The organism is Gordonia jinhuaensis, assembly GCF_014639795.1.
Lineage (GTDB): Bacteria > Actinomycetota > Actinomycetes > Mycobacteriales > Mycobacteriaceae > Gordonia_B > Gordonia_B jinhuaensis.
Genome location: NZ_BMGC01000003.1, coordinates 91,476 through 113,345, shown reverse-complemented (window position 1 = coordinate 113,345; position 21,870 = coordinate 91,476). Strand labels below are relative to the sequence as shown.

Sequence of the window (21,870 nt, the reverse complement as noted above, 5' to 3'; positions counted from 1 at the left end):
GGCCGGACCGCGGCCGCGACGGTTCGCGCCGACCGCGAGTGGGGGCGGATCAGTCGCGCACCCGAGGTATCCGCACCCAGAATCGCGCACCGTGCCCGAGTTCGCTCTCCACACCCACCCGGCCGCCGTGCGCGGCCACCAGCGCCGCGACGATCGACAGACCCAGTCCGCTGCCGCCCTCGGAGCCGGTCGACGAGTCGCGATAGCGGGAGGTGTCGGCGCGGTAGAAGCGCTCGAAGAGCCGGACCTTGTCCTCCGGCGCGATCCCCGGGCCGGTGTCGGCGACCACGAACAGCGCGTCATCCCCCTCGGTGCCCACGCTCACGGTCACCGAGGCCTCCGGCGGGGTGTGCCGCAGCGCGTTGGTCACCAGATTGGTCATGACCTGTGCGAGCCGGCTCGCGTCGCCGATCACCGCGGGGATGCCGGGGCCGTCGATCATCGTCATCGTGATTTCGCGCTCGGGCGCGATGGCCCGTGCCGAATGCACGGCGTCGGAGGCCACCATGAGCAGGTCCACGTACTCGTGCTCGAGCGGGCGGCGTGCGTCGAGCCGCGCGAGCACCAGCAGGTCCTCCACCAGCAGCCCCATCCGGCCGGCCTCCTTCTCGATACGCGCCATCGCCTCGGTCGCGTCGGGCAGCGCACCCTGCCGGTAGAGCTCGGAGAATCCCTTGATCGAGGTGAGCGGCGTCCGGAGTTCGTGACTGGCGTCGGCGATGAACCGGCGCATGTTCTCCTCGGAGGCGCGGGCCTGATTCTCCGAGGCGGCGGTCGCGGCAAAGGCACCCTCGATCTGGTGCAGCATCGTGTTCATCGAGTCGGCGACCCGGCCCACCTCGGTGTTGGCGGGCATCTGCGGGACACGCTGGTTGAGATCACCCTCGGCGATCGCCTGCGCGGTGGCCTCGACGCGTCGCAACGGCCGAAGACTGGTGCGTACCAACGCATATCCCAGCGCTCCGGTCGCCAGCAGTACGGCCACCCCGATGCCCAGCTGCAGCCACACCAGGCGGGTCACGGTGTCGTCGACGTCGGTCAGCGGTATGCCGACGATGGCATCACCCACCTCCGAGGACGACTTGATCACCCGCCAGCGGGTGCTCGACCCGTCGCCGGAACCCACGGTCACCGGTTCGGAGGAGAACTGCGAGGGGTCGGAGACGTCGGGGGCGCCCTCGGGTGGCACGTTGACCAGCACCACGACGTCGTTGGCGCGGATCTGTTCCACGTAATACGGCGAGGGCGGGCGCCGGCCGAGATCACCCGAGGGGTTCTGGGTTTCCATCGGCGGCGGCTGGCTGCGTGGCCGCGCCCAGCTGCCGGCGGCTTCACGCAGTGAGTTGTCGGTGCGTTCGATCAGCTGGTTGCGCATCGCGGTGGTCACCGCGAAGCCCGACGCCGCCAATCCCAGCGCCACCAGGACCAGCACCAGCCCGACCAGCGACACACGCAGCGGTATCCCGCGACGCGGGGGGCGTTCGGAGTGCGATGTCACCGGGGTTCGCGCATCACATACCCCACACCGCGCAGGGTGTGGATCAGCCGCTTGTCGCCGGTGTCGACCTTGCGACGCAGATAGGACACATACGATTCGACCACGTTGACCTCACCGCCGAAGTCGTAATTCCAGACGTGGTCGAGGATCTTGGGTTTCGACAGCACCGTGCCCGCATTGATCATGAAGTAGCGCAGCAGCGTGAACTCGGTCGGCGACAGCGACACCGGCTTGCCGTCCTTCCACACCTCATGGGTGTCGTCGTCGAGTTCGATGTCGGAGAACGTGATTCGGGAACTGGCCGGTTCACCCTCCAGATATCCGCTGCGCCGCAGGATGACCCGCAGACGCGCGACCACCTCTTCGAGGCTGAACGGTTTGGTCACGTAGTCATCGCCGCCGATGGTCAGCCCGTTGACCTTGTCCTCCACCGCATCCCGGGCGGTGAGGAACAACGCCGGGGCGGTGATGCCGTCGGCGCGCAGCCGGCGCAACAGCCCGAAACCGTCCATGCCGGGCATCATCACGTCGAGGATCAGCGCATCGGGTTTGAACGTCCGCGCCCGGTCGAGCGCGCCCGGGCCGTTTTCGGCCGTCTCGACCACGAACCCCTGGAAGCGCAACGACACCGACAACAACTCGAGAATGCTGGGCTCGTCGTCGACGACCAGAACCCGCGGACCTATGTCACTCATGATCGCCACACTCCCACCGCCGACTGATGCAATTCTGCATGAACGCTGTGAGTCGGCTGGGAGTCATAGGAGCCTCGGCTGACATCGCCCCTGACCCCGGCCCGTATCGGAAAGGGTCCGCATCGCCGAGTTGTTCGACCTCACCGCTGCCGGTGCGGTCAGCTCACCCCTGCGGCGTCAGTGCCGCGATCACCGAGAGCTCGACCACCTGCTCGTCACCGCGGAGCACCTGCACTCCGACACCGGTGACCGCCGGACGGTGTTCGCCGAACTCGCCGGCGAGCGCCGACAGTGCGACACCGAGGTCGACCTGCATCGACTCGGCGACATAGACCGTCACCGACAGGACATCGGCCAGCGAGCCGCCTTCGGAGTCGAGCAACGCACCGAGCACGCGGATACAGAACTGCGTCTGCCCCTGCACGTCGCCGGGGTCGACGGTCGCCCCGTCGGAGTCCTGCGGCAGCAGGGTCGCGGTGAAAAGCCGGGCACCCGGTGCCGCGACTGCGGCCGCGGAGAACCGCGGCATACCGTTGGGGTCGTCGGTGGTTTCCAGCCCGAGCAGCTCGATGGAAGACATGGCTGTCATCGTATGCGCTGCCTGCGGCGACCTGAGACGGTGCCGACACCCGCCGAACACATCCGGCGTCACGACGCCGAGTGCAGCGGGTTCGTCGTTTTCAGAGCCCCCTGTCAGGATTGAACTGACGACCGCTCGCTTACAAGGCGAGTGCTCTACCACTGAGCTAAGGAGGCAGGTGTTGTCCGATCGGATCGGCGTGCGTGAGTATATCGGGCGCATGCTGTCGCCGTTGCAACGCGCCACCCGTCGTGAGTCGACGATCGACACGATCACGTTCGACGCCTCCGCGCTGTCGCCGCGCAAACCGATCGATCTCACCGACGAGCAGGCCGTCACCGAGGTCCTCGACCTGGCCACCAAGGTCGGTTCGGTCGAGCTGGACTCGGGCACCGGCGCGGTCGACACCTCCACACAGGTGCGCTTCGTCGCCGCGATGTACGGCATCACCGACGTCGACGTCGACGTCACCTTCAGCACGATCTCGGCGTCGGCCCGCCGGGGGACGCGACCCCCGATCACCACCATGCGCACCGTCGCCTACCGGTCGCTGGATTTCACCCGGCTCGCCCAGATCGACCGGCTGATCCGTCGTATCCGCAACCGCGCGATCGACCCGTCGGAGGCCCACGCGGTGGTCGACCTCATCGTCGCGGCGCCGCACCCCTACCCGCGCTGGCTGGCGACGATCGCCTGGGGTGTGATGGCCGCGGCGATCGGCATCTCGATCGGCGGTAGCTGGCTGGTCGCGATCACCGCCTTCGTCTCCACGGTGGTCACCGACCGGGTGAACCGCGGACTGAACAAGCGCGGCGTGCCGCTGTTCTACCAACAGGTGGTCGGCGGCGCGATCGCGGTCATCCCGGCCGCACTGCTCTACAACGTGGCCCGGGATCTGCATCTGTCCATCGCGCCGTCGCTGGTCATCGCCTCGGGCGTGGTGGTGCTGCTCTCGGGCCAGTCGCTGGTCGGTTCGGTGCAGGATGCGATCACCGGCGCACCCGTGACCGGTGTGGCCCGCTTCTTCGAGCTGTTGCTGATGACCAGCGGCATCATCGCCGGTGTCGGCATCGCCCTGCGGGTGTGCAGTTCGGCGGGGATCCATCTGCCCGCCATCACCTCGGCGACCTCGTTCGCACCCGCCGACTCCACCGCACGCGTGGCGGCCGGCGGTGTGGCGGCGCTCGCGTTCGCGGTCGCCTGCTATTCGGAGGTCCGGGCGCTGCCGGTCGCCTTCCTCGCCGGTGCGATCGGCGTGGCGATCATCGTCGTGCTGCAGGATTACCTGTCGGTCGGCGCGGTCATCGCCGCCGGTGTCGCGGCGAGCATCGTCGGCCTCGTCGGTGGTCTGCTGGCGCGCCAGGCGCTCACACCACCGCTGGTGGTCGCGGCTGCCGGCATCACACCGCTGCTCCCCGGTCTCGCGATCTACCGCGGCCTCTACGGCCTGCTCAACGACCAGACGCTGGAGGGTTTCACCCAGATCGCATCGGCGATCGCGATCGCCGGCGCGCTGGCCGCCGGAGTGACCCTCGGCGAGCTCATCGCCCGCACCCTGCGCCGACCGAAGCTGGCCACCGGCCGCCCGCCGGTGATCTTCACCGCGCGCTCGTTGCGCGAGCTGCGCAAGGTGGCCGGCCATCGCGTGGCCGCCAAGGTCGTGCCGTCACGTCCACGACGCACCACCGTCGACCCCACCGCGCCGACGGTGCCGATGGCCATGCGTCCCACATCGCCGACCCGACCTGCGACACCACGCCGGAACCAGCCCCCGCGACGGGTAGACTCGGGACGACAAGACACGACGAATTCGGGGCACCCACCTGCGGAACCGGATTCGCCGGATCCGAGTCCGCCACCCCGACGGACCACGAGCCACGTGAGGACACATGCCAGCGAAGACGAGCGACAAGACCGAAATCCCTGACGAGGATCTGGGCCCTGTCGCAGACGAGACCGCCAACTCCGCCCGACGCGTCGTCGCAGCATATGCAACCGACGCCGACGAGTGCCGGGTGCTGCTGTCGATGCTGGGTATCGCCCCCGGCGACGCCTGATCCGTGGTCTCCGGCGAGAGTTCCACCCCAGACCGGTCCGGGACGCAGAGCCCGGCATCCACCGACGAACACGCGCGCGCCGACTTCGTGGTGGTCGCCAATCGCCTCCCGGTGGACAAAGAGGTGCTCGACGACGGCACGGTTCGCTGGAAGCAGAGCCCCGGCGGCCTGGTGACCGCACTCGAGCCGATCCTGCGTGAGAACACCGGTGCGTGGGTGGGCTGGTCGGGTACCGCCGACTCCGCCGAGAACCCCGAGATCGACGGCGTAATCATCCGCGCCGTTCCGCTGTCGAGTCAGGAGATCGCCGAGTACTACGAGGGCTTCTCCAACGCCACACTGTGGCCGCTCTACCACGATGTGATCGTCAAGCCGGAGTACCACCGCGAGTGGTGGGACTCCTACGTCGAGGTGAACCGTCGTTTCGCCGAGGCCGCCTCCGAGGCGGCGTCGGAGGGCGCGATCGTGTGGGTGCAGGACTATCAGCTGCAGTTGGTGCCGAAGATGCTGCGCATGCTACGGCCCGACCTGCGCATCGGCTTCTTCCTGCACATTCCGTTCCCCCCGGTCGAGCTGTTCATGCAGTTGCCGTGGCGGCGTGAGATCGTCGAGGGACTCCTCGGCGCCGACCTCATCGGATTCCATCTGCCCGGCGGTGCACAGAACTTCCTGTACCTGGCTCGCCGGCTGGCCGGCTACAGCTCCAGCAAGGGCACCGTGGGCGTCCGCGGCAAATTCGGTGTGGTGCAGGTCGGTTTCCGCACCGTGCGGGTGGGCGCCTTCCCGATCTCCATCGACTCCGCCGATCTGGATGCGAAGGCCAAATCGCGCACCACCCGCAAACGCGCCGGCGACATCCGCAAGGAGCTGGGCAACCCCAAGACCATCCTGCTCGGAGTCGACCGCCTCGACTACACCAAGGGCATCGATGTGCGACTGCGGGCGCTGAGCGAGCTACTGGCCGAGAAGCGACTGGATCCCGACGAGATCGCGATGATCCAGCTGGCCACACCCAGCCGCGAGCGGGTCGATTCCTACAAGCGGATGCGTGCGGGCATCGAGCAGCTGGTGGGCAACATCAACGGCATGTACGGCACCGTCGGACATCCCATCGTGCAGTACCTACACCGCCCGGTGCCGCGTGACGAGCTGATCTCCTACTATTACGCCGCCGACGTGATGCTGGTGACCCCGCTTCGCGACGGGATGAACCTCGTGGCCAAGGAGTACGTGGCCTGCCACAGCGATCTGCGCGGCGCCCTGGTGCTGAGCGAATTCACCGGTGCGGCAGCCGAATTGCGCAGCGCCTACATCGCCAACCCCTATGACATCGAGGGCGTCAAAGATGCCATCGATGCGGCGGTGCACCACGACGTCGACGACGGCCGGCGCCGTATGCGCGCGATGCGCCGCCAGGTGATGACCCACACCGTGTCGCGGTGGGCGGCGAGCTTCCTCGGCGCACTGCAGGCGACCACCGACGTCACCCATTCCGGCGATCGCGGCATCGACATCGTGGAATCGGGGGAGCCGGTGAACGCCGGCCCCGATGACAATCCGACCGGCGGGGATGCGCACGAGGGTGCCCCTACGCACGGTGACACCCCGGCGACCGACAACACCCCTGCCCGATGACACGTCCGCTCCCGGTGACCTCGAGTCGACTGCGGGAGCGGCCTGACCGATTGGTGGTCTGATCGTATGGCGGACAACGAGACTCACGGTTCGGCCACGCACACCGGCGATGCCGCTGTGGCGCGGGAGCTGCCCGGCGATCTGGTCGCGGCGCTGCGTACCGCCGCATCGCTGCCCCGACTGCTGGTGGCCAGCGACTTCGACGGCTGCATCTCGCCGATCGTGGCCCACCCGGCTGATGCGCGACCGATCCCGGCGTCGATCGACGCGCTCGAGTCGCTCGCGGCGATGACCTCGACCACGGCAGCGATCATCTCCGGTCGCGCGCTGGCCGACCTGCGCGAATTGTCAGGGTCTCCGACGGGTGTGCATCTGGTGGGCAGCCACGGCAGCGAGTTCGACACCGGATTCGCGCTGGCGATCACCGACGACGACACCGCACTGCTGTCGCGCATCGTCGACGAACTGAACACCATCGCAGCCGATTACGAGGGCGTGACGGTCGAGTCCAAACCGGTCAGCGCCGCCCTGCATGTGCGCAACGCGTCGCCGGCCGACGGTCAGGCCGCCCTCGAACGTGTGCGGACGGGGGCGGCCACCTGGGACGGTGTGCAGTCCACCGAGGGCAAGGCGGTGATCGAACTCGCGGTGATCGACACCGACAAGGGCGTGGCGATTCACACCTTGCGCGAACAATCCGGCGCCGACGCGGTGGTCTACCTCGGCGACGACGTCACCGACGAGAAGGCATTTCGCGTGCTGACCGGTAACGACGTCGGGATCAAGGTCGGCGACGGTGAGACCGACGCAGGCTACCGGATCGGCGACCCCGACGACGTGGCGACCACGCTCACCACCATCGCCGCACTGCGCGGCGATGCGATCGCGTCGTGGCCGACCCTCTAGCCGCAACCAGCCGAGTCGCCCTGTACACCGGGACCAGCGCCGAGATCGGCGACTCAGCCGATCGACACCGGCGAGGTGTAGTCGTCGGTGGGTAGGTCACCGTCGACCACCGCGGTCACCCCGTAGGAGTTCATCGTGATCGAGCCGCCGTGGTTGTCGAGGAATGCCGTGTCGGCAGCATCGCGACCGGTCGCGATGCGCACCAGCGACTGCCGAGGCGCGAGCTTCGTGCCGTCGACCACCAGCCAACGCCCGTCCACGAGAGCCTCGGCGACAGCGTGGAAATCCATCGGATCGCAGCCGGGGGCGTACACGGCAACAAGGCGCGCCGGGATGTAGAGCGCACGCAGCAGCGCGACCGTCAGGTGTGCGTAGTCGCGGCACACGCCGGCGCCGGCGAGCAGCGTGTCAGTGGCCCCGTCGATCGGATCCGACGCACCCGGCAGATAGCTCAGGCGCGAATTCACGTATGCGGCAACCTCGTTCACCAGCGTCTCGGGCTTTTCCGTCACATCAAACTGTCCGGCGGCGAAGCCGAAGAACTTGTCGGATTCCGCGTAGCGGCTCGGCCGCAGGTACAGCGACCGGTCGGCGTCGGTGACCGTGAGAGGTTCGGCCGCCTCCGACACCGTCGCCCGGTAGGAGATCATCACAGTGCCGGACTCGACGGCCAGTCGGTGGATGCGGGTGCCGGCCAGTCCGCGGATCTCCTCGGGCTCGGCGCGCGCACCGTCGATGCTCACCGACAGTTCCTCATCCTTGACCAGACCCGGCAGGTCGGCGACCGCGATCTGGAACTCCAACTCGGTGGGGGCCTCGACGGTGATGTCGAGCATCGAGGACATGGTGCGGGACAACGGCGACATCGTGGCTCCTGGCATGGCGAGTGGGATGGGCCGCGATCAGACGGGGCCCGGATGAGACGGGGCGAGAGATGAGACGGGGCGAGAGATGAGACGGGGCGAGAGATGAGACGGGGCGAGAGATGAGACGGGGCGAGAGATGAGACGGGGCTAGAGATGACGAACAGGCGAGAGTCTCGACGGTAAGAATCTCGGTGACGAGAGTTCACGGATGTGAGATGGATCGTGTGGTGTCCGGGCAGTCTTCAGACACGGCCGCGCTGACATTAACATCGACCGCATGACGTCCGCTTCCTCCGACCCCACCACCACAACCTCCGCAGGCTCCGATCCCACCATCTCCCCCGGCGACGCCAAGGTGGCCGTCGTCACCGGCGCCAGCTCGGGGATCGGCGAGGCAACGGCCAAAGAGCTTGCCGCACAAGGATTTCACGTGGTGGTCGGGGCACGTCGGTTCGATCGGGTATCGGCGCTGGCGCGCGAGATCGGCGGAACCGCGGTGGAACTCGACATCACCGACCAGTCTTCGGTCGATGCTCTGGTCGCCGCGCTGCCACGGGTGGACGTGCTGGTGAACAATGCTGGCGGCGCCAAGGGGATGGCGTCGGTCGCCGACGCGGTGATCGACGACTGGACCTGGATGTGGGAGACCAACGTGCTGGGCACCCTGCGCATCACCAAGGCGCTACTGCCCGGCCTCATCGCCTCGGGGGACGGACTCATCGTCACCGTCACCTCCACCGCCGCACTCGAGGCCTACGACAACGGCGCCGGCTACACCTCGGCCAAACACGCCGAGGCGGTGCTGCACCGCACGCTGCGCCTGGAACTGCTCGGCCAACCTGTGCGCCTGACCGAGGTGTGCCCCGGCATGGTCGAGACCGAGTTCTCGATGGTGCGCTTCGGCGGCGACCAGGCCCGCGCCGACGCGGTCTACGAGGGTCTGACCCCGCTCATCGCCGACGACATCGCCGAGATCATCGGATTCGTCGCCTCGCGGCCGTCGCGGGTGAACCTCGACCAGATCGTGGTGCGCCCGCGCGACCAGGCGACGTCGCGACGCAACATCAAGACCGGATAGCCGTCCGGCCCCAGCTGGGCGCACCCGCCACGACGACATCGCAGCCGCCGGATGCGGGGAAGTCCGCGCACTCCGGGGCGCCGATAAGCGCTCTACATCTGGACATATCGAACTAATTGCCGTCGCTCAGTCGTATGAATGATGAGAAATTCTCGAAACCGTACGGCAGACCGATATGTCCGTAGATATGCAGGATGTCGCGCTTTATGTCGAATGTTGAACACCTGTACGTGGACATCTCACAACGGATTCCGACATTTGCGGCCTTCCATTCTGCGGATCGTTGAGTACTTTTGTCGTGGCGGTGAACGATCATCGCGACCGCATTCGAAAATCTCGGGCGACGTCTGACATCCGGCGGCGTTCGACGACCAGGACTGCGGACCGGTGATCGCCAACCCGATACGTGGACGGCATCGTCGCCGCCCATTGATGCGACCGAGCCGGTCCCCATGCCCCGGACCGGCTCGGCCGTGTCCGCTCGATACCGTCCGGCTCGGCCGTGTCCGCTCGATACCGTCCGGCTCGGCCGTGTCCGCTCGACACAGACCCGGCTCGGCCGCGTCCGTGTGACCAGCCCCGGTGGACGCGAACCGGGGCGACGACTACTTGTTGAGGTATGCCGGAGAATTCGTCCCAGGAGACGTCAACGGAATCACCCATCGCCTTCGTCTTGTTCGGCGCCGCAGGCGACCTCGCCAAGCGCATGGTGCTGCCGGCCTTCTACGAGCTGGCCACACACGGACTGCTCCCCACCCGCTGGGCACTGATCGGTGCCGGGCGCCGGTCCTGGAGTGACGACGAGTTCCGCGCGCACGTCCGCGATTCGCTCAACGAATTCGGCTCCGCGCCCGACGATTCCGACTGGGAGGAATTCGCCGGCAACCTGCGCTTCGCCGGTGGCGGCTTCACCGTCGACGATCCCGGAGCTGTCCTCGACGTGCTCGGCGACTACCCCAAGGACACCTGGCAGCTCGTGCACTACCTGGCGGTACCGCCGACCGCGTTCGGACCGCTCACCGAAGCATTCGGGGCCCACGATCTCGCGGCGGGCTCACGAGTTGTCTACGAGAAGCCGTTCGGCACCTCTCGGGACAGCTTTCACAAGCTCGACAAGCAGGTACACGACGTCTTCGACGAGAAGCAGGTGTTCCGCATCGACCACTTCCTGGGCAAGGAGAACACCCAGAACCTGCACGTCCTGCGATTCGCGAACGGACTGTTCACCGGCGTGTGGAACAACCGGCACGTCGAACAGGTGCAGATCGACGTGCCCGAAACGCTGAACATCGACGACCGAGCCAAGTTCTACGACTCCACCGGAGCGGTGCTCGACATGGTGGTGACCCACCTGTTCCAGGTGGCGGCCGAGGTGGCGATGGAACCGCCGCTGTCGCTGAGTGCCGACGACCTGCAGACGGCACGCGAATCGGTGATCGCCGCCTTCCGTCCGCTCGACCCATCCGAAGCCGTGTTCGGCCAGTACGAGGGCTACCGCGACGTCGACGGCGTCGCCCCCGACTCCACCACCGAGACGTTCATCGCATTGCGGATGTGGGTCGACACCGACCGCTGGCATGGTGTGCCGTTCCTGCTACGCACCGGAAAGTGTCTCGGTAGGTCTGCACAACGGGTCAACCTGGTGTTCCGCAACCCCGAGGACGGTCCGATCACCCACATCCCCGCCGACGGCAACGTGCTGAGCTTCGACCTGTCGGGTGAGGGTGCGATCGACCTGAGGATGACCATCAAGAAACCCGGTCCGGGGCTGTCGCTGTCGACGGCGCATATGGAGCTGCCGCTCAAGGAGGTCGCCGACGGGCTGTCGCCGTATTCGCGATTGCTCTCGGATGTGCTGCGCGGTGACCGGTCGCTGTTCACCCGGCCCGACGGTCTACAACACGTATGGGATGTGGCCACGCCGCTCATCGACAACGAGGGCACCCCGCTGCCCTATCCGCAGGGCTCGATGGGGCCGTCGGAGGCCGACACGCTGGCCGGCCCGGCGGGATGGGTCGAGCCGGCCCCGCAGCACGACTGAGGCAGGGCGGGCCGGGGGTCAAGGCCGGCGAGCTACATCCAGCGGTCGAGGTTGGTCGCCGCGCCGATCAGCGCCAGATGAGTGAAGGCCTGCGGGGTGTTGCCGAGCTGTTCGCCGGTCAACCCGACCTCCTCGGCGTAGAGGCCGAGGTGGTTGGCGTGGGTGAACATCTTCTCCAGCGCGAGTCGCGCGTCGGCGTGGCGTCCGACGCGGGTCAGTGCCTCCACGTACCAGAAGGAGCACAGCGAGAAGGTGCCCTCTGCGCCGGTGAGTCCGTCGCGCCCGTCGCCGGCGTCCCCATCGGATTGGTACCGGAACACCAGCGAATCGGAGACCAGGTGGGTCTCCACCGCATGCAGCGTCCCCAGGAACCGCTCGTCGGTGGGTGAGAGCAGTTTCACCATAGGAGCCAACAGCAGAGCGGCGTCGAGTCGGTCGCCGTCGAGCGTCTGGGTGAACGACTGCAGTTCGTCATTCCAGCCGCGGTCCATGATCTGGCGGTAGATCGCATCACGCTCGCGCTTCCACCACTCGGTGTCACCGGGAAGTCCGCGCTGACGGCTGATGCGGCCCATCCGTTCGAGCGCGACCCAGCCCATGAGTCGTGAGTAGACGTAGTGCATCGGTTCGCCGCGTGGCTCCCAGATGCTCTGGTCGGGTCGATCCCAGTTCTCGCACAGCCATCCGGCGACGTCGCACAGCTGCTGCCACGACCGCCACGAGATACCGGGACCGTACTTGTTGAACAGGTACACCGAGTCGATCAGCTCGCCGTAGATGTCGAGCTGGAGCTGACCGCGGGCATCATTGCCCAACCGCACCGGCGACGATCGGCGGTAGCCCTCGAGGTGTTCGAGGCGCTGCTCGGCGGGCACCGGGTCGCCGTCGATCGTGTACATCAGCCGCAGCGGCGGATGATCGGCGTCGCAGCCGGCCGTCGACTCGAACCGGTCGGTGAGCCATCCCATGAACGCTTCTGCCTCGTCGAGGAAACCCAAGCGCAACAGCGCGAAAAGGGAGAACGCGGCGTCGCGGATCCACACATAGCGGTAGTCCCAGTTGCGTTCACCACCGATCTCCTCGGGCAGGCCCATGGTGACCGCGGCGATGATCGCACCGGTGGGTTCGTGGGTGAGGAGTTTCAACGTCAGCGCAGACCGGTAGATGGTCTCGCGCCAGCGTCCGTGATAGGTGCTCCGCGACACCCAGTTCTGCCAGAACCGGACCGTCGCGTTCTGCACCTCGTCGGAGGCGTCGTGATCGAATCGGGTCTCGGTGATCTCGGATGATGCGAGAACGAAGGTCGCCGAATCCCCCACGGTCAGATCGAATTCCGCGACCACGTCGCTGCCGTCGGCGACGAGGTCGACAGTCGCGCGCAGGTGCAGCGACAGGTCCTCGGTGACGAAATGCGCCGCCGAGTCAGACTCCCAGCGCAGTCGGTGCGTTCCGCGCCCGTAGTCGAAGCGTGGCCGGATCTCGGTGCGGAAACGAACCTTTCCGCGCACACACGTGACCCGACGCACCAGACGGGTGCGGTGATCGGGATCTGCGCTGCGCACCAGCGGCATGAAATCGGTGACCTCGGCGACGCCGTCCTCACTCTGATACCGCGTCACCAGCACGTTGGAATCGGGGATGTAGAACTGCCGGTGGGTCACCTCGCCGTCGAGCTGGGTCAGCGACCAGCAGCCACCGGCCTGCGCATCGAGCAACGATCCGAACACACTCGGGGAATCGAAACGGGGACAACAGAACCAGTCGATCCGGCCGTCCACGCCGACCAGCGCAGCGGTACGCAGATCACCGACCACACCGTGATCGGCGATCGGCAGGTAGTCCACACCATCGCTCATTCGATCGTCTGCTAACCCGCAGGTGCAGGCGAGAGCTTCGGCGCATCCGACGGCGTGGCCGGAGCGTCCTGAGACGACGAGTCGTCACCACCGACCAGAGCCGACATGCTCTGCCAGGTGGGCCAGTCGATGGTCCAGTCGTAGATGTCGCCGTCGGCGGCCGAGAGGTCGATGCGAGTGTTGGTCACCTCCACCGGATCTCCGTAGATCGCGGTGTTGAAATACGACTCGGCGTTATCGGTGGAGAGATTGATGCATCCGTTGGTCACATTCGACGACCCTTGTACCCCAACGGTATTGGGGTTGGCGTGGATGAACTCGCCGTTGTTGGAGATACGCACCGCCCAGCGCTCGTGCACATTGAAATACCCGGCGGCCGGGTTGCTCATGTAGAAGTCGGGATGCTTCTCGCTCACCACATGGATGCCGGTGCGCGTGACGTTGCGGTCCACGTCGCCCTCGCCATAGCTGCAGGGATAGGTCGCACTCGGCGAACCGTTGGTCACCACCACGATCTGGTGGGTGTTGGCATCCGCCTTGACGATCTGCGATCGACCGATGGTGAAGTTGCTGGTCACGTCGGAGGCACCGTAGGCACCGTCGCCGTGGTCGAGACCGTAGAGTTTGCCGACCATGGCCACCGTGGTGCCCGGTGCCCAGTACTCCTTGGGCCGCCAGTGCGCCCGCGAACCGTTGTCATCGGGCAGCCAGGCCCAGCCCCCCTCGGTCGCCGGGGTGGTGGTCACCTTCAGCGCCTTCTCCACCGCCGCCTTGTCGGTGATGTCGGAGTCGAATTTGAGGATCAACGGGGCGGCGATACCCACCGAGGCGCCGTCGGCGATGTTGATCACCACATTGACCTGCGACTGCGGGTCCAGGGTGGTGAAGGCCCCCTGCAGCGGGACCGTCTTGCGGTCGGTCCCGGTCGCGGTGCCCGACCACGTGTACTGCACGCCGTACCCCAGCGGCTCGGCCACGGTGACGGTCGTGCGGTCGTCCGACAGCTCGGTCTTCACCACGGTGCCACGGGCATTGGTGAGCTTCACGTCGGTGTTGAAGGTGCCTTCGGAGACCTTCGCCGAGATCGGCGCGGTCGGCGACGGGACGGCCGTCAGCTGCGGGCTGTAGGTGATCTGCGCGACCGGCGGCGGGGGTGTCTTGCTCGTCGACGCGGTCGAGGCAGACTCCGACTTCGTTCCACATGCGGCGGCGGTGACGGCCACCGCTCCCGCGCCCAGCACACCCAGGACGCGGCGGCGACTCATCAGTACCTCACGAAAGTGACGTACACCTTTACGATCTTCGATCACGGTGGTCAAGCGTACCTGCCGGCCCGAATTGCGACGTACGCTCGTCATGCACGCCTCGGTCGCGGCATCAGGCACGTCGACATCGGGTACGTCGGCACCGGGCACGTCGGCATCGTGGTCAGAATCGGTCACCACTGCCTATCGGCCCGAATCGCGAATTGGTTACCCGTTGCGAATGATTTCCCGTTCACCCGATTCCGCGGGCGTCACCGAATACCGAGATCGGATATGCGCGGGCAGATGATCGGCTGCACACAACGCGCACAGCGCTGCGAACGCTCACAACGCACAGTTGACCAGGATCGGCTCGGGCACCAGCTGCACGCCGAAGCGGCGTGCGACCCCGTCGCGGACGTCGCGGGCGAGGTCGAGCAGTTCGGCGGTCGTGCCGTGACCGCGATTGGTCAGGGCCAGGGTGTGTTTGGTCGACAGGCGCACGGGTGCCTCGGCACCGGGATAACCCTTGCCGTATCCGGCGTTCTCAATCAACCACCCCGCCGACAGCTTGGTCCCACCCTCGGCCGGATAGGTGGGCACCACGGTCTGATCCCCGAGTTCGGCCGCGACCCGGGCGGTCACCTCCGACAGTCCGGCGTCGGTCACCACCGGATTGGTGAAGAACGAACCGGCACTCCAGGTGTCGTGGTCGGCGGCGTCGAGAACCATCCCCTTGGCCCGGCGCAGGGCCAGCACCGCGGCGCGCGCGGCGGCCACCGGCACGCGGGCGCCCCGTTCGACACCGAGGGTGGTGGCCAGTTCGCGGTAGGTGATCGGCGCGCTGAGCCCGTCGTCGGTCAGCCAGAACGACACGGCCGCGACCACACCCTCACCCGAGCGTTTCAGGCTGCTGGTGCGGTAACCGAACCCGAGATCGTGCGGGCGGGTCCAGCTGGTCACCGCACGCAGCGGATCGACCACCTCGGCGCCGCGCAGCATGTCGGCGACCTCCACCCCGTAGGCGCCGACGTTCTGCACCGGGGTCGCCCCGGCCATCCCGGGGATCCCCGACAGGCATTCCAGACCGCCGAGTCCCCGCTCGACCGTCTCGGCGACCAGATCGTCCCAGACGGTGCCGGAGCCGGCGGTCACATACGGGCGGTGCTCACGGTGCAGCGGGTGGTGTTCGCTGTCGTAGCGGGTCCAGGCGTTGGCGACGCGCACCACGGTGCCGTCGAATCCGTCGTCGGAGACCACGAGATTCGAGCCGCCGCCGACCAGCAGCCAGGGATCCCCTACCTGCGCGAGGTCGACCACCTTGTCGACCAGTTCGGTGTCAGTCGCGGCGACCTCCACCGAGCGTGCCGCACCACCGAGCCGCAGTGTCGTCATCGACGACAACTCTCGTGACCCGCCCGCAGTCATCACCGATGAACCCCTCTCCGGGATGTCACACCCGACACCGACACACACACGCACCCGCGAGTGCGCATCCTCGTGCGCACTCACCTCTGGCGGCAACGGTAGCGTTGGCGATTATGCCGAGCACTCTGCACCGTACGATCAGCCACTCGATGCCGATCGCCGACTACTGGCGCGTCCTGCGCACCTCCTCGTACTGGACCGATCTTGCCGCCGGGATGCCCACGCCCACCTCCGTCGAGGAGGTCGACATCGACGACGGGATCGTGGACGTGACGCTGGTGCACACCATCCCCGAGGCCAACCTGCCCTCGGTGGTCACCAAGATCCGGCCGGGGGATCTGCTCATCACGCGCACCATCAGCTGGCGTAACGCGGTCGGGAGCCTCGACGGCGAGTTCACCGCGACGGTCCAGGGAGCGCCCGCCTCCGCGGAGGGCACCGCAACCGTGCACAACTCCGGCGAGGGCAGCGTCGAAGAGCTCAGCGGCAAGGCCTCGGTGGGCATCCCGTTCCTCGGCTCCAAGATCGAGGCGATGATCGTGGAGAACCTCGACGAGCTGTTCGACTCCGAGGCGCGCGTCACCGACGAGTGGTACACCGAGCACCGCTCCGAACTGGCGGGCTGACAGCGCCGGAGGACGTTCCGGCGTCGACGTGCGGGACGCGATGCGGTCGCTCGCCCGGTGGATCAGCGCCGACCGGGTAGCCTCTTGAGCCATGGCACGACGGCTGAGTTACTCCGCCCGGTACACCCATCCGGCTGACAAGGTCTACTCCGCGCTGGCCTCCCGCGACATGTGGGACGCCCGCATGAAGGAGTTCCGCAAGCTCACCCCGCAGTCGGAGATCGTCGAGTTCATCTCCGGCGACGAGGGTCTGTCGGTGACGCTGCTGCAGACCATCCCGCGCACACAGCTGCCCGCGATCGCCCAGACGGTGATGAAGAAGGACATGGTCATCACCCGCAAGGAGTCCCTGGGACCGCTGGCCGCCGGGACGACTGACGCCGGCACCGGTGGCGCTGATGGGGGTGGTGCCGACGGGAGCAGTGCTGATGGGGGCGGCGAGCCCGCCACGGACGGCCGGCGCGCCGAGGGCACCTACACGGCCTCGATCCCGGCCGGTCCGGGCAGCCTCAACGGCTGGCAGGAACTCTTCGACACCGAGACCGGGTCGACCAACCGACGCACCACCGAGGTGAAGGTCTTCCTGCCGTTCATCAACGGCAAACTCGAACAGTTGATGCTGGTCAACCTCGTGGACCTGTTCCGCAGCGAGGCGGAGTTCACCGCCGGATGGATCGACGAGAACCTCTGAACCAGAACGACCCCGCCGCACGTCCGGGCGTGCCCTCGGCACCTCGGTCACGACCGGGCCGATCAGGGGCAGGCCGGGCACGACCAGAGGGGCGCATCACCCGCGGGACGACCGGCATCAACCGCCTGCGCCGGGTCGACCGGTGGATGACCCATCACCCCGACATCGCCGAGGCGCTGCGGGAGTCGCCGACGCCCCTGGTGGTCGATCTGGGCTATGGCGCGCGCCCGGACACCACGGTGGAGATGGCCCGGTGGCTGCGTCGGATCGTCGACGATCTGCCCGTCACCGGACTCGAGATCGACCCCGAACGCGTGGTGGACGATCGTGAGGGGGTGCATTTCGCGCTCGGCGGTTTCGAGCTCGCCGGGTTGCGACCGACGCTGGTGCGCGCCTTCAACGTGCTGCGCCAATACGACGAGGACGAGGTCGGGCCGGCGTGGTCGCAGATGCAGTCGGCACTGGCGCCCGGCGGTCTCATCGTGGAGGGCACCTGCGACGAGATCGGTCGGCGTTGCTCGTGGGTGCTGCTCGACGAAGACCGTCCGCGCACGTTGACGCTGGCCTGGTCGCCCGAACACACCGACCGCCCGTCGACACTGGCCGAGCGGCTGCCCAAGGCGCTGATCCACCGCAACGTACCCGGCGAGCCGATCCACGATCTGCTGACCGCGGCCGACCGTGCGTGGGAGCTGGCCGCCCCGCTGGCCCCGTTCGGCCCGCGGCAGCGCTGGCGTCGGGCGACGCAGATCCTGCGCGACATGGGCGTCGACTGTGAGGTGAGCCGCACACCGACGCGTGACAACATTCTCACCGTCGGCTGGGACACCGTGGCCCCTCTAGGCTGAACGGCATGCGAATCGCCCTGGCACAGATCTCCTCGTCTGCCGACAAGTCCGAGAACCTGGCCACCGTCGCCGAGTACGTGGGCCGCGCCGCCGAACGCGACGCCGACCTGGTGGTGTTCCCGGAGGCGACGATGTGCCGATTCGGTGTACCCCTGAGTCCGGTCGCCGAGCCGGTCGACGGTCCGTGGGGGTCGGCGATCGCCGACCTGGCCCGCGACGCCGGGATGACGATCGTGGCGGGGATGTTCACCCCGGGTGAGCCGCGCGACGACCGCTCGCGCGTGCGCAACACGCTCATCGCGGCCGCGCCCAACGGTTCGGTGACCAGCTACGACAAGGTCCACCTCTACGACGCATTCGGTTTCGAGGAGTCGCGAACCGTGGAGGCCGGCACCGAGCCGGTGACCATGCAGGTCGGCGACGTGACGGTCGGGTTGGCCACCTGCTACGACATCCGTTTCCCGGGGTTGTTCCAGACGCTGGCGTCCCAGGGTGCGTCACTGATCGTGGTACCGGCCTCATGGGGTGCCGGGCCGGGCAAGCTCGCGCAATGGCGTCTGCTGGCCGCCGCGCGTGGGCTCGACTCCACCAGCTATGTGGCCGCCGTCGGCCAGGCGCTGCCCATCGACCCGGCTGCGCGCGAATCGGGTGCGCCCACCGGCATCGGTCACTCGCTGCTGGTCGACCCGCTGGGCGTCGTACACGGTGAGCTGGGCACTGCGCCGGAGTCGGCGGTGTTCGACCTGGACTTCGCGGCCGTGGACGCCGCTCGCAAGAGTGTCGCGGTGCTCGCGAACCGTCGATTCTGACGCCGTGACCCTCACCCGGTTCTCAGGGAAGTCTCACGATCGGCACCGACAGAGAGGGCACAATCGGGCGTGATGAACGAACCTCACGGAAATCAGCCCACCAGGCCGCTGCCCGACGGCTGGTACCCCGCCGATGGCCGCTCGAGCAGCCCGCAGGCCGGTCCGCCGCCGCGGCAACAACCCCCGGCGGGTGCGCCCGGTCCACAGCCACCCAAGCGCAATCGCGGGATGATCGTCGGGATCAGTGCGCTGGTCCTGGTGCTCGTGGTAGTGATCGCCGGCGTCGGCAGTGAGCTCTACCTGCGCCACCGCATCACGGCGTGTTCGGAGAAGGCATTCGGCGAGGTCACCGGCACCTCCACGTCGGTGTCACTGTCGAAGACGCCCATGCTGTGGCAGTGGGCCTCGGGCAACACCCCGTACTTCCAGGTCGACACCAACGACGACGGGAACTCCGACGGGAGCCCCCACATGTCGCTGCACGGTCGCGCCAACGACGTGTCGTCCAAGGACGACGGCTTCAGCGCCGGGTCGCTGACCGCGAGCGGCAGCCTGCCGTTCTCCCGCGTGGTCGATCTCAGCAACCAGGGGTCGGGCAGCGGCGCCACCGCAGGTGGCACCGACCAGAGCGGGCAGTCGGGCCAGACCGACCAGTCGGCCTCGCCGGTCCAGATCGACAAGATCGTCGGCGACCCCAGTGCCGGCACCGTCACTGTCAACGCCAGCGTGACGATGCTGGTGAGCATCCCGGTCGAGGCGACGGTGACCCCCACCATCACCGACGGCAAGCTGTCGTTCAAGGTGGACCGCGCCAGCGCGCTGGTGTTCGGACTGCCCACCGACGTCGCCCAGTCGATCGTCGACACGCTCTCCTCGTCGATGTTCCCGCCGGTCTTCGACAAACTCCACTTCGACAAGCTCGCCGTGAAATCCGACGGTGTCGATTTCGCCGTGCACGGCCAAGACGTGCTGTTCAACAAGGAGACCCTCGGCCCCACCAGCGGTCAGACCAACAGCTACTCGTGCGGGGTGTGAGGCCGGGTCGGGGGGCGGTCGACTGCTTCCGATGAGTCGGGGCGCAGTCGAGCGATCTCCGTCGTCGCGGCCGCCACTCGTGGATCGTCGAGATCGTGGTGCTCGTCGTGGTCGTGCTCGCGCTCAGCTGGGGTCTACAGACGTTCGTCGGGCGGCAGTACGAAGTGTTTTGAAAGAAGCCGTTTCGCTGCTGTAGTCGGGCATCGATGCAGCGCTCACGCAGGGGCGTTCCGTCGACCGTGACCCCGACGTGTTGCGCGGCGCGGCATTCCACGGTCTGGCCGCCTACGGTGATGACGCGCTTGACCAGGTCGTTTTCGTCTGGTGGGGCGAAACCGAACCACGACAGACCGTCCTGTATCGCGTGGACGAAGGCATTCGAGGAGCGCTTCGACGTCCAGTCGTCATCCCAGCTCGACGTCGGCGCCGCGAACACCACGACATCACCGGGTTTCGGATCACTGAAGCGGTACGACAGTTTGTCGACGACGATGCGATCGTTCGTGCAACCGCTGCAGCCGTGGAGCGTTTTCTCCATCGACTCCGAGGGAACCACGGCAGAGTTCGCTTCATCATCTACCCGTCCTCACGCATCGGGTCCGTGGCGTCGATCTCGCCCCACTGACGCGACGGCGTCCAACACGCGCTGGTCAGGCCAACAGCTGGGGCTGCCATGGCCGGGAGAACTGCGCTCTGTCATTCACGTGAATGATTTCTCTGGCAGCCCCTTCAATAGAACGTGTGTTTGAGTAGTCTTGAATCATGACCCCGAGCGAGTTGGCCGATCTCATCGCCGACACCGTTGCCGCACAACCCGATTCCGATGCCGCACTGTTCGCCGACGCCCAGTCGTGGGCGCGCATCCGCAACCTGACCGATGCGCGACTGGTCGAACTGGCCGCAACGATGGACCAGTGTGGTCTGGCCCGCAGGCACGGCAGACGACTCACCGAACTACTGGTCGCTGCGGGGCTGGTACCGGCGGTCGCTGCGCGGATCTCGCGGCTGTCGACGCGCGTGACGGCGCTCGGACCCACTGCAGGCGACCTCACGCACGGGCGTTTCGGTGCCGAGGTCACCGATGCGATCACGGCTGGCATCGCGGTGATCGAGCGGCGATCCGGCGGCCTCGACGACACTGCGCGTGAGGACTGCGAGGCCAAGCTCCTTGCCCAGGCCCGCTCATGTGCTAGCCCCGCCCAGATCGCCGACACCGCCCGAGGTATCGCGAATCAGCTCGCGGCCGATTCCCCCACCGGTGTCGACCCAGCAACCGATCGAGGCGCCAACGAGCTGACGATGAGCACGACACCGGAAGGTCGCGTCGCTCTCGTCGCGGACATCGACGCAACCAGCGCGGCCGTCATCACCACCGCGATCGAAGCGCTTTCCGCACCCCGGCCCGAACCCGACGGTTCATCGGATGCGCGCTCTGCGGCACAGCGCCGAGTCGACGCGCTGGTGCAACTGGCCTCGATGACCGGCAGCACCATCGCCAAGGCACAGGTATCGGTGATCGTGCCCGCCGCACAGCCGAACCTGCCGCGAATCGGGTGGATGGGCATCGTCCCCACTCTCACCGCAGAAGTCCTCGCCTGTGATGCGCGCGTGGAAGCGATCGTCGCCGACGACAACGGGGTGCCACTGGCGATGGGCCGGACTGAGCGCATATTTCCGCCAAAACTCAAGCGTGCCATCGAAATTCGCGACAAGGGCTGCGTCAAGTGCGGTGCGCCCGCCGCCTGGTCGCACGCACATCACGTCAAATACTGGTCGCACGGCGGGGTCACCGACCTCGATTGTGGCTGCCTGCTCTGCCCGGCGTGCCACGCGGCGGTACATCACGACGGCTGGGAGATCGTGATGGGTCACGATCGCCACCCCTGGCTCCGGCCGCCCGCCACCGTGGACCCCAGTCGAACGCTGCTGCCGTCCTATCACCGCCGCACCATGACCCTGGCCGCCTGAGCATGATCA

18 protein-coding genes, 1 tRNA gene and 2 pseudogenes are annotated in these 21,870 nt (G+C 67.3%); 12 read left to right on the top strand and 9 right to left on the bottom strand.

All coding sequences use genetic code 11. The features are described from left to right. Nucleotides 1-49 precede the first annotated feature (49 nt). The 4 genes from IEW22_RS03150 to IEW22_RS03135 all read right to left on the bottom strand — a co-directional run bounded on the left by IEW22_RS03150 (nucleotide 50) and on the right by IEW22_RS03135 (nucleotide 2,949). Nucleotides 50-1,498, bottom strand: a complete 1,449-nt coding sequence (locus IEW22_RS03150) for a sensor histidine kinase (RefSeq protein WP_229742130.1) — start codon at nucleotides 1,496-1,498, stop codon at nucleotides 50-52. Then, nucleotides 1,495-2,193 carry a response regulator transcription factor gene (locus IEW22_RS03145; RefSeq protein WP_188585136.1) on the bottom strand — a complete coding sequence of 233 codons (699 nt, stop codon included), beginning with the start codon at nucleotides 2,191-2,193 and terminating at the stop codon, nucleotides 1,495-1,497. Before IEW22_RS03145 ends, IEW22_RS03150 begins: the two co-directional genes overlap by 4 nt. Before the next feature lie 163 nt (nucleotides 2,194-2,356). Next, on the bottom strand, nucleotides 2,357-2,773 hold the full coding sequence (locus IEW22_RS03140) for a RidA family protein (protein WP_188585135.1): 417 nt from the start codon (nucleotides 2,771-2,773) through the stop codon (nucleotides 2,357-2,359). A gap of 104 nt (nucleotides 2,774-2,877) precedes the next feature. After that, nucleotides 2,878-2,949 (bottom strand) — tRNA-Thr (locus tag IEW22_RS03135). A gap of 23 nt (nucleotides 2,950-2,972) precedes the next feature. Between IEW22_RS03135 and IEW22_RS03130 the strand changes: the two are divergent. The 4 genes and pseudogenes from IEW22_RS03130 to otsB all read left to right on the top strand — a co-directional run. After that, nucleotides 2,973-4,415 (top strand): annotated as a pseudogene (locus IEW22_RS03130) (threonine/serine ThrE exporter family protein); the annotation flags it as partial. A gap of 247 nt (nucleotides 4,416-4,662) precedes the next feature. Further along, nucleotides 4,663-4,830, top strand: a complete 168-nt coding sequence (locus IEW22_RS03125; protein ID WP_188585134.1) for a hypothetical protein — start codon at nucleotides 4,663-4,665, stop codon at nucleotides 4,828-4,830. Between the two features lie 87 nt (nucleotides 4,831-4,917). Then, the gene (locus IEW22_RS03120) at nucleotides 4,918-6,465 is read left to right on the top strand and encodes an alpha,alpha-trehalose-phosphate synthase (UDP-forming) (protein ID WP_229742146.1); all 1,548 of its coding nucleotides are present in this window, start codon (nucleotides 4,918-4,920) and stop codon (nucleotides 6,463-6,465) included. A gap of 66 nt (nucleotides 6,466-6,531) precedes the next feature. Then, nucleotides 6,532-7,371, top strand: a complete 840-nt coding sequence (gene otsB, locus IEW22_RS03115) for a trehalose-phosphatase (RefSeq protein WP_188585132.1) — start codon at nucleotides 6,532-6,534, stop codon at nucleotides 7,369-7,371. A 53-nt stretch (nucleotides 7,372-7,424) separates the two neighbouring features. On the opposite strand, the gene IEW22_RS03110 is transcribed toward otsB, so the two are convergent. Beyond that, nucleotides 7,425-8,237 carry a transglutaminase-like domain-containing protein gene (locus IEW22_RS03110; RefSeq protein ID WP_188585131.1) on the bottom strand — a complete coding sequence of 271 codons (813 nt, stop codon included), beginning with the start codon at nucleotides 8,235-8,237 and terminating at the stop codon, nucleotides 7,425-7,427. 277 nt (nucleotides 8,238-8,514) lie between these two features. On the opposite strand from IEW22_RS03110, the gene IEW22_RS03105 reads away from it, so the two are divergent. Together IEW22_RS03105 and IEW22_RS03100 are read left to right on the top strand one after the other, a co-directional pair. Further along, on the top strand, nucleotides 8,515-9,315 hold the full coding sequence (locus IEW22_RS03105; protein WP_188585130.1) for an SDR family NAD(P)-dependent oxidoreductase: 801 nt from the start codon (nucleotides 8,515-8,517) through the stop codon (nucleotides 9,313-9,315). A gap of 619 nt (nucleotides 9,316-9,934) precedes the next feature. Beyond that, nucleotides 9,935-11,356 (top strand): glucose-6-phosphate dehydrogenase, encoded by a 1,422-nt coding sequence (locus IEW22_RS03100; RefSeq protein WP_188585129.1) that lies wholly within the window; start codon nucleotides 9,935-9,937, stop codon nucleotides 11,354-11,356. Nucleotides 11,357-11,388: 32 nt separating this feature from the next. Here the strand turns inward: IEW22_RS03100 and IEW22_RS03095 are convergent, their stop codons facing one another. The 3 genes from IEW22_RS03095 to IEW22_RS03085 all read right to left on the bottom strand — a co-directional run bounded on the left by IEW22_RS03095 (nucleotide 11,389) and on the right by IEW22_RS03085 (nucleotide 15,884). Next, nucleotides 11,389-13,212: a glycoside hydrolase family 15 protein gene (locus IEW22_RS03095; RefSeq protein ID WP_188585128.1), complete on the bottom strand. Its 1,824-nt coding sequence runs from the start codon at nucleotides 13,210-13,212 to the stop codon at nucleotides 11,389-11,391. An 11-nt stretch (nucleotides 13,213-13,223) separates the two neighbouring features. Then, nucleotides 13,224-14,477 (bottom strand): L,D-transpeptidase, encoded by a 1,254-nt coding sequence (locus tag IEW22_RS03090; protein ID WP_188585251.1) that lies wholly within the window; start codon nucleotides 14,475-14,477, stop codon nucleotides 13,224-13,226. Nucleotides 14,478-14,801: 324 nt separating this feature from the next. Continuing rightward, complete coding sequence (locus IEW22_RS03085) at nucleotides 14,802-15,884, bottom strand: UDP-N-acetylmuramate dehydrogenase (protein WP_188585127.1); 1,083 nt, start codon at nucleotides 15,882-15,884, stop codon at nucleotides 14,802-14,804. A gap of 113 nt (nucleotides 15,885-15,997) precedes the next feature. On the opposite strand from IEW22_RS03085, the gene IEW22_RS03080 reads away from it, so the two are divergent. The 5 genes from IEW22_RS03080 (at nucleotide 15,998) to IEW22_RS03060 (ending at nucleotide 19,893) form a co-directional block, all read left to right on the top strand. Continuing rightward, complete coding sequence (locus IEW22_RS03080) at nucleotides 15,998-16,510, top strand: DUF2505 domain-containing protein (RefSeq protein ID WP_188585126.1); 513 nt, start codon at nucleotides 15,998-16,000, stop codon at nucleotides 16,508-16,510. Between the two features lie 91 nt (nucleotides 16,511-16,601). Next, a complete protein-coding gene (locus IEW22_RS03075; RefSeq protein WP_188585125.1) occupies nucleotides 16,602-17,201 on the top strand; it encodes a DUF2505 domain-containing protein in 600 nt (199 codons plus the stop codon). Between the two features lie 146 nt (nucleotides 17,202-17,347). Then, complete coding sequence (locus IEW22_RS03070; RefSeq protein ID WP_229742128.1) at nucleotides 17,348-18,049, top strand: class I SAM-dependent methyltransferase; 702 nt, start codon at nucleotides 17,348-17,350, stop codon at nucleotides 18,047-18,049. Nucleotides 18,050-18,054: 5 nt separating this feature from the next. Then, nucleotides 18,055-18,858 carry a carbon-nitrogen hydrolase family protein gene (locus IEW22_RS03065; protein ID WP_188585124.1) on the top strand — a complete coding sequence of 268 codons (804 nt, stop codon included), beginning with the start codon at nucleotides 18,055-18,057 and terminating at the stop codon, nucleotides 18,856-18,858. Between the two features lie 72 nt (nucleotides 18,859-18,930). Beyond that, a complete protein-coding gene (locus tag IEW22_RS03060; protein ID WP_188585123.1) occupies nucleotides 18,931-19,893 on the top strand; it encodes an LmeA family phospholipid-binding protein in 963 nt (320 codons plus the stop codon). Here IEW22_RS03060 and IEW22_RS20545 read toward each other — a convergent pair. Continuing rightward, nucleotides 19,832-20,449: pseudogene (locus IEW22_RS20545) on the bottom strand (S26 family signal peptidase); the annotation flags it as partial. The gene IEW22_RS03060 and the pseudogene IEW22_RS20545 overlap by 62 nt on opposite strands. Before the next feature lie 206 nt (nucleotides 20,450-20,655). Between IEW22_RS20545 and IEW22_RS03050 the strand changes: the two are divergent. Beyond that, nucleotides 20,656-21,861 (top strand): HNH endonuclease, encoded by a 1,206-nt coding sequence (locus IEW22_RS03050; RefSeq protein WP_188585121.1) that lies wholly within the window; start codon nucleotides 20,656-20,658, stop codon nucleotides 21,859-21,861. Nucleotides 21,862-21,870: the final 9 nt, after the last annotated feature.

Excerpts from the sequence above, each read along its gene's own strand:
- IEW22_RS03145 (WP_188585136.1), bottom strand. The coding sequence starts at position 2,193 with ATGAGTGACATAGGTCCGCGGGTTCTGGTCGTCGACGACGAGCCCAGC.
- IEW22_RS03140 (WP_188585135.1), bottom strand. The coding sequence starts at position 2,773 with ATGTCTTCCATCGAGCTGCTCGGGCTGGAAACCACCGACGACCCCAAC.
- IEW22_RS03125 (WP_188585134.1), top strand. The coding sequence starts at position 4,663 with ATGCCAGCGAAGACGAGCGACAAGACCGAAATCCCTGACGAGGATCTG.
- otsB (WP_188585132.1), top strand. The coding sequence starts at position 6,532 with ATGGCGGACAACGAGACTCACGGTTCGGCCACGCACACCGGCGATGCC.
- IEW22_RS03110 (WP_188585131.1), bottom strand. The coding sequence starts at position 8,237 with ATGTCGCCGTTGTCCCGCACCATGTCCTCGATGCTCGACATCACCGTC.
- IEW22_RS03105 (WP_188585130.1), top strand. The coding sequence starts at position 8,515 with ATGACGTCCGCTTCCTCCGACCCCACCACCACAACCTCCGCAGGCTCC.
- IEW22_RS03100 (WP_188585129.1), top strand. The coding sequence starts at position 9,935 with ATGCCGGAGAATTCGTCCCAGGAGACGTCAACGGAATCACCCATCGCC.
- IEW22_RS03095 (WP_188585128.1), bottom strand. The coding sequence starts at position 13,212 with ATGAGCGATGGTGTGGACTACCTGCCGATCGCCGATCACGGTGTGGTC.
- IEW22_RS03090 (WP_188585251.1), bottom strand. The coding sequence starts at position 14,477 with ATGAGTCGCCGCCGCGTCCTGGGTGTGCTGGGCGCGGGAGCGGTGGCC.
- IEW22_RS03085 (WP_188585127.1), bottom strand. The coding sequence starts at position 15,884 with ATGACTGCGGGCGGGTCACGAGAGTTGTCGTCGATGACGACACTGCGG.
- IEW22_RS03080 (WP_188585126.1), top strand. The coding sequence starts at position 15,998 with ATGCCGAGCACTCTGCACCGTACGATCAGCCACTCGATGCCGATCGCC.
- IEW22_RS03075 (WP_188585125.1), top strand. The coding sequence starts at position 16,602 with ATGGCACGACGGCTGAGTTACTCCGCCCGGTACACCCATCCGGCTGAC.
- IEW22_RS03070 (WP_229742128.1), top strand. The coding sequence starts at position 17,348 with ATGACCCATCACCCCGACATCGCCGAGGCGCTGCGGGAGTCGCCGACG.
- IEW22_RS03065 (WP_188585124.1), top strand. The coding sequence starts at position 18,055 with ATGCGAATCGCCCTGGCACAGATCTCCTCGTCTGCCGACAAGTCCGAG.
- IEW22_RS03060 (WP_188585123.1), top strand. The coding sequence starts at position 18,931 with ATGAACGAACCTCACGGAAATCAGCCCACCAGGCCGCTGCCCGACGGC.
- IEW22_RS03050 (WP_188585121.1), top strand. The coding sequence starts at position 20,656 with ATGACCCCGAGCGAGTTGGCCGATCTCATCGCCGACACCGTTGCCGCA.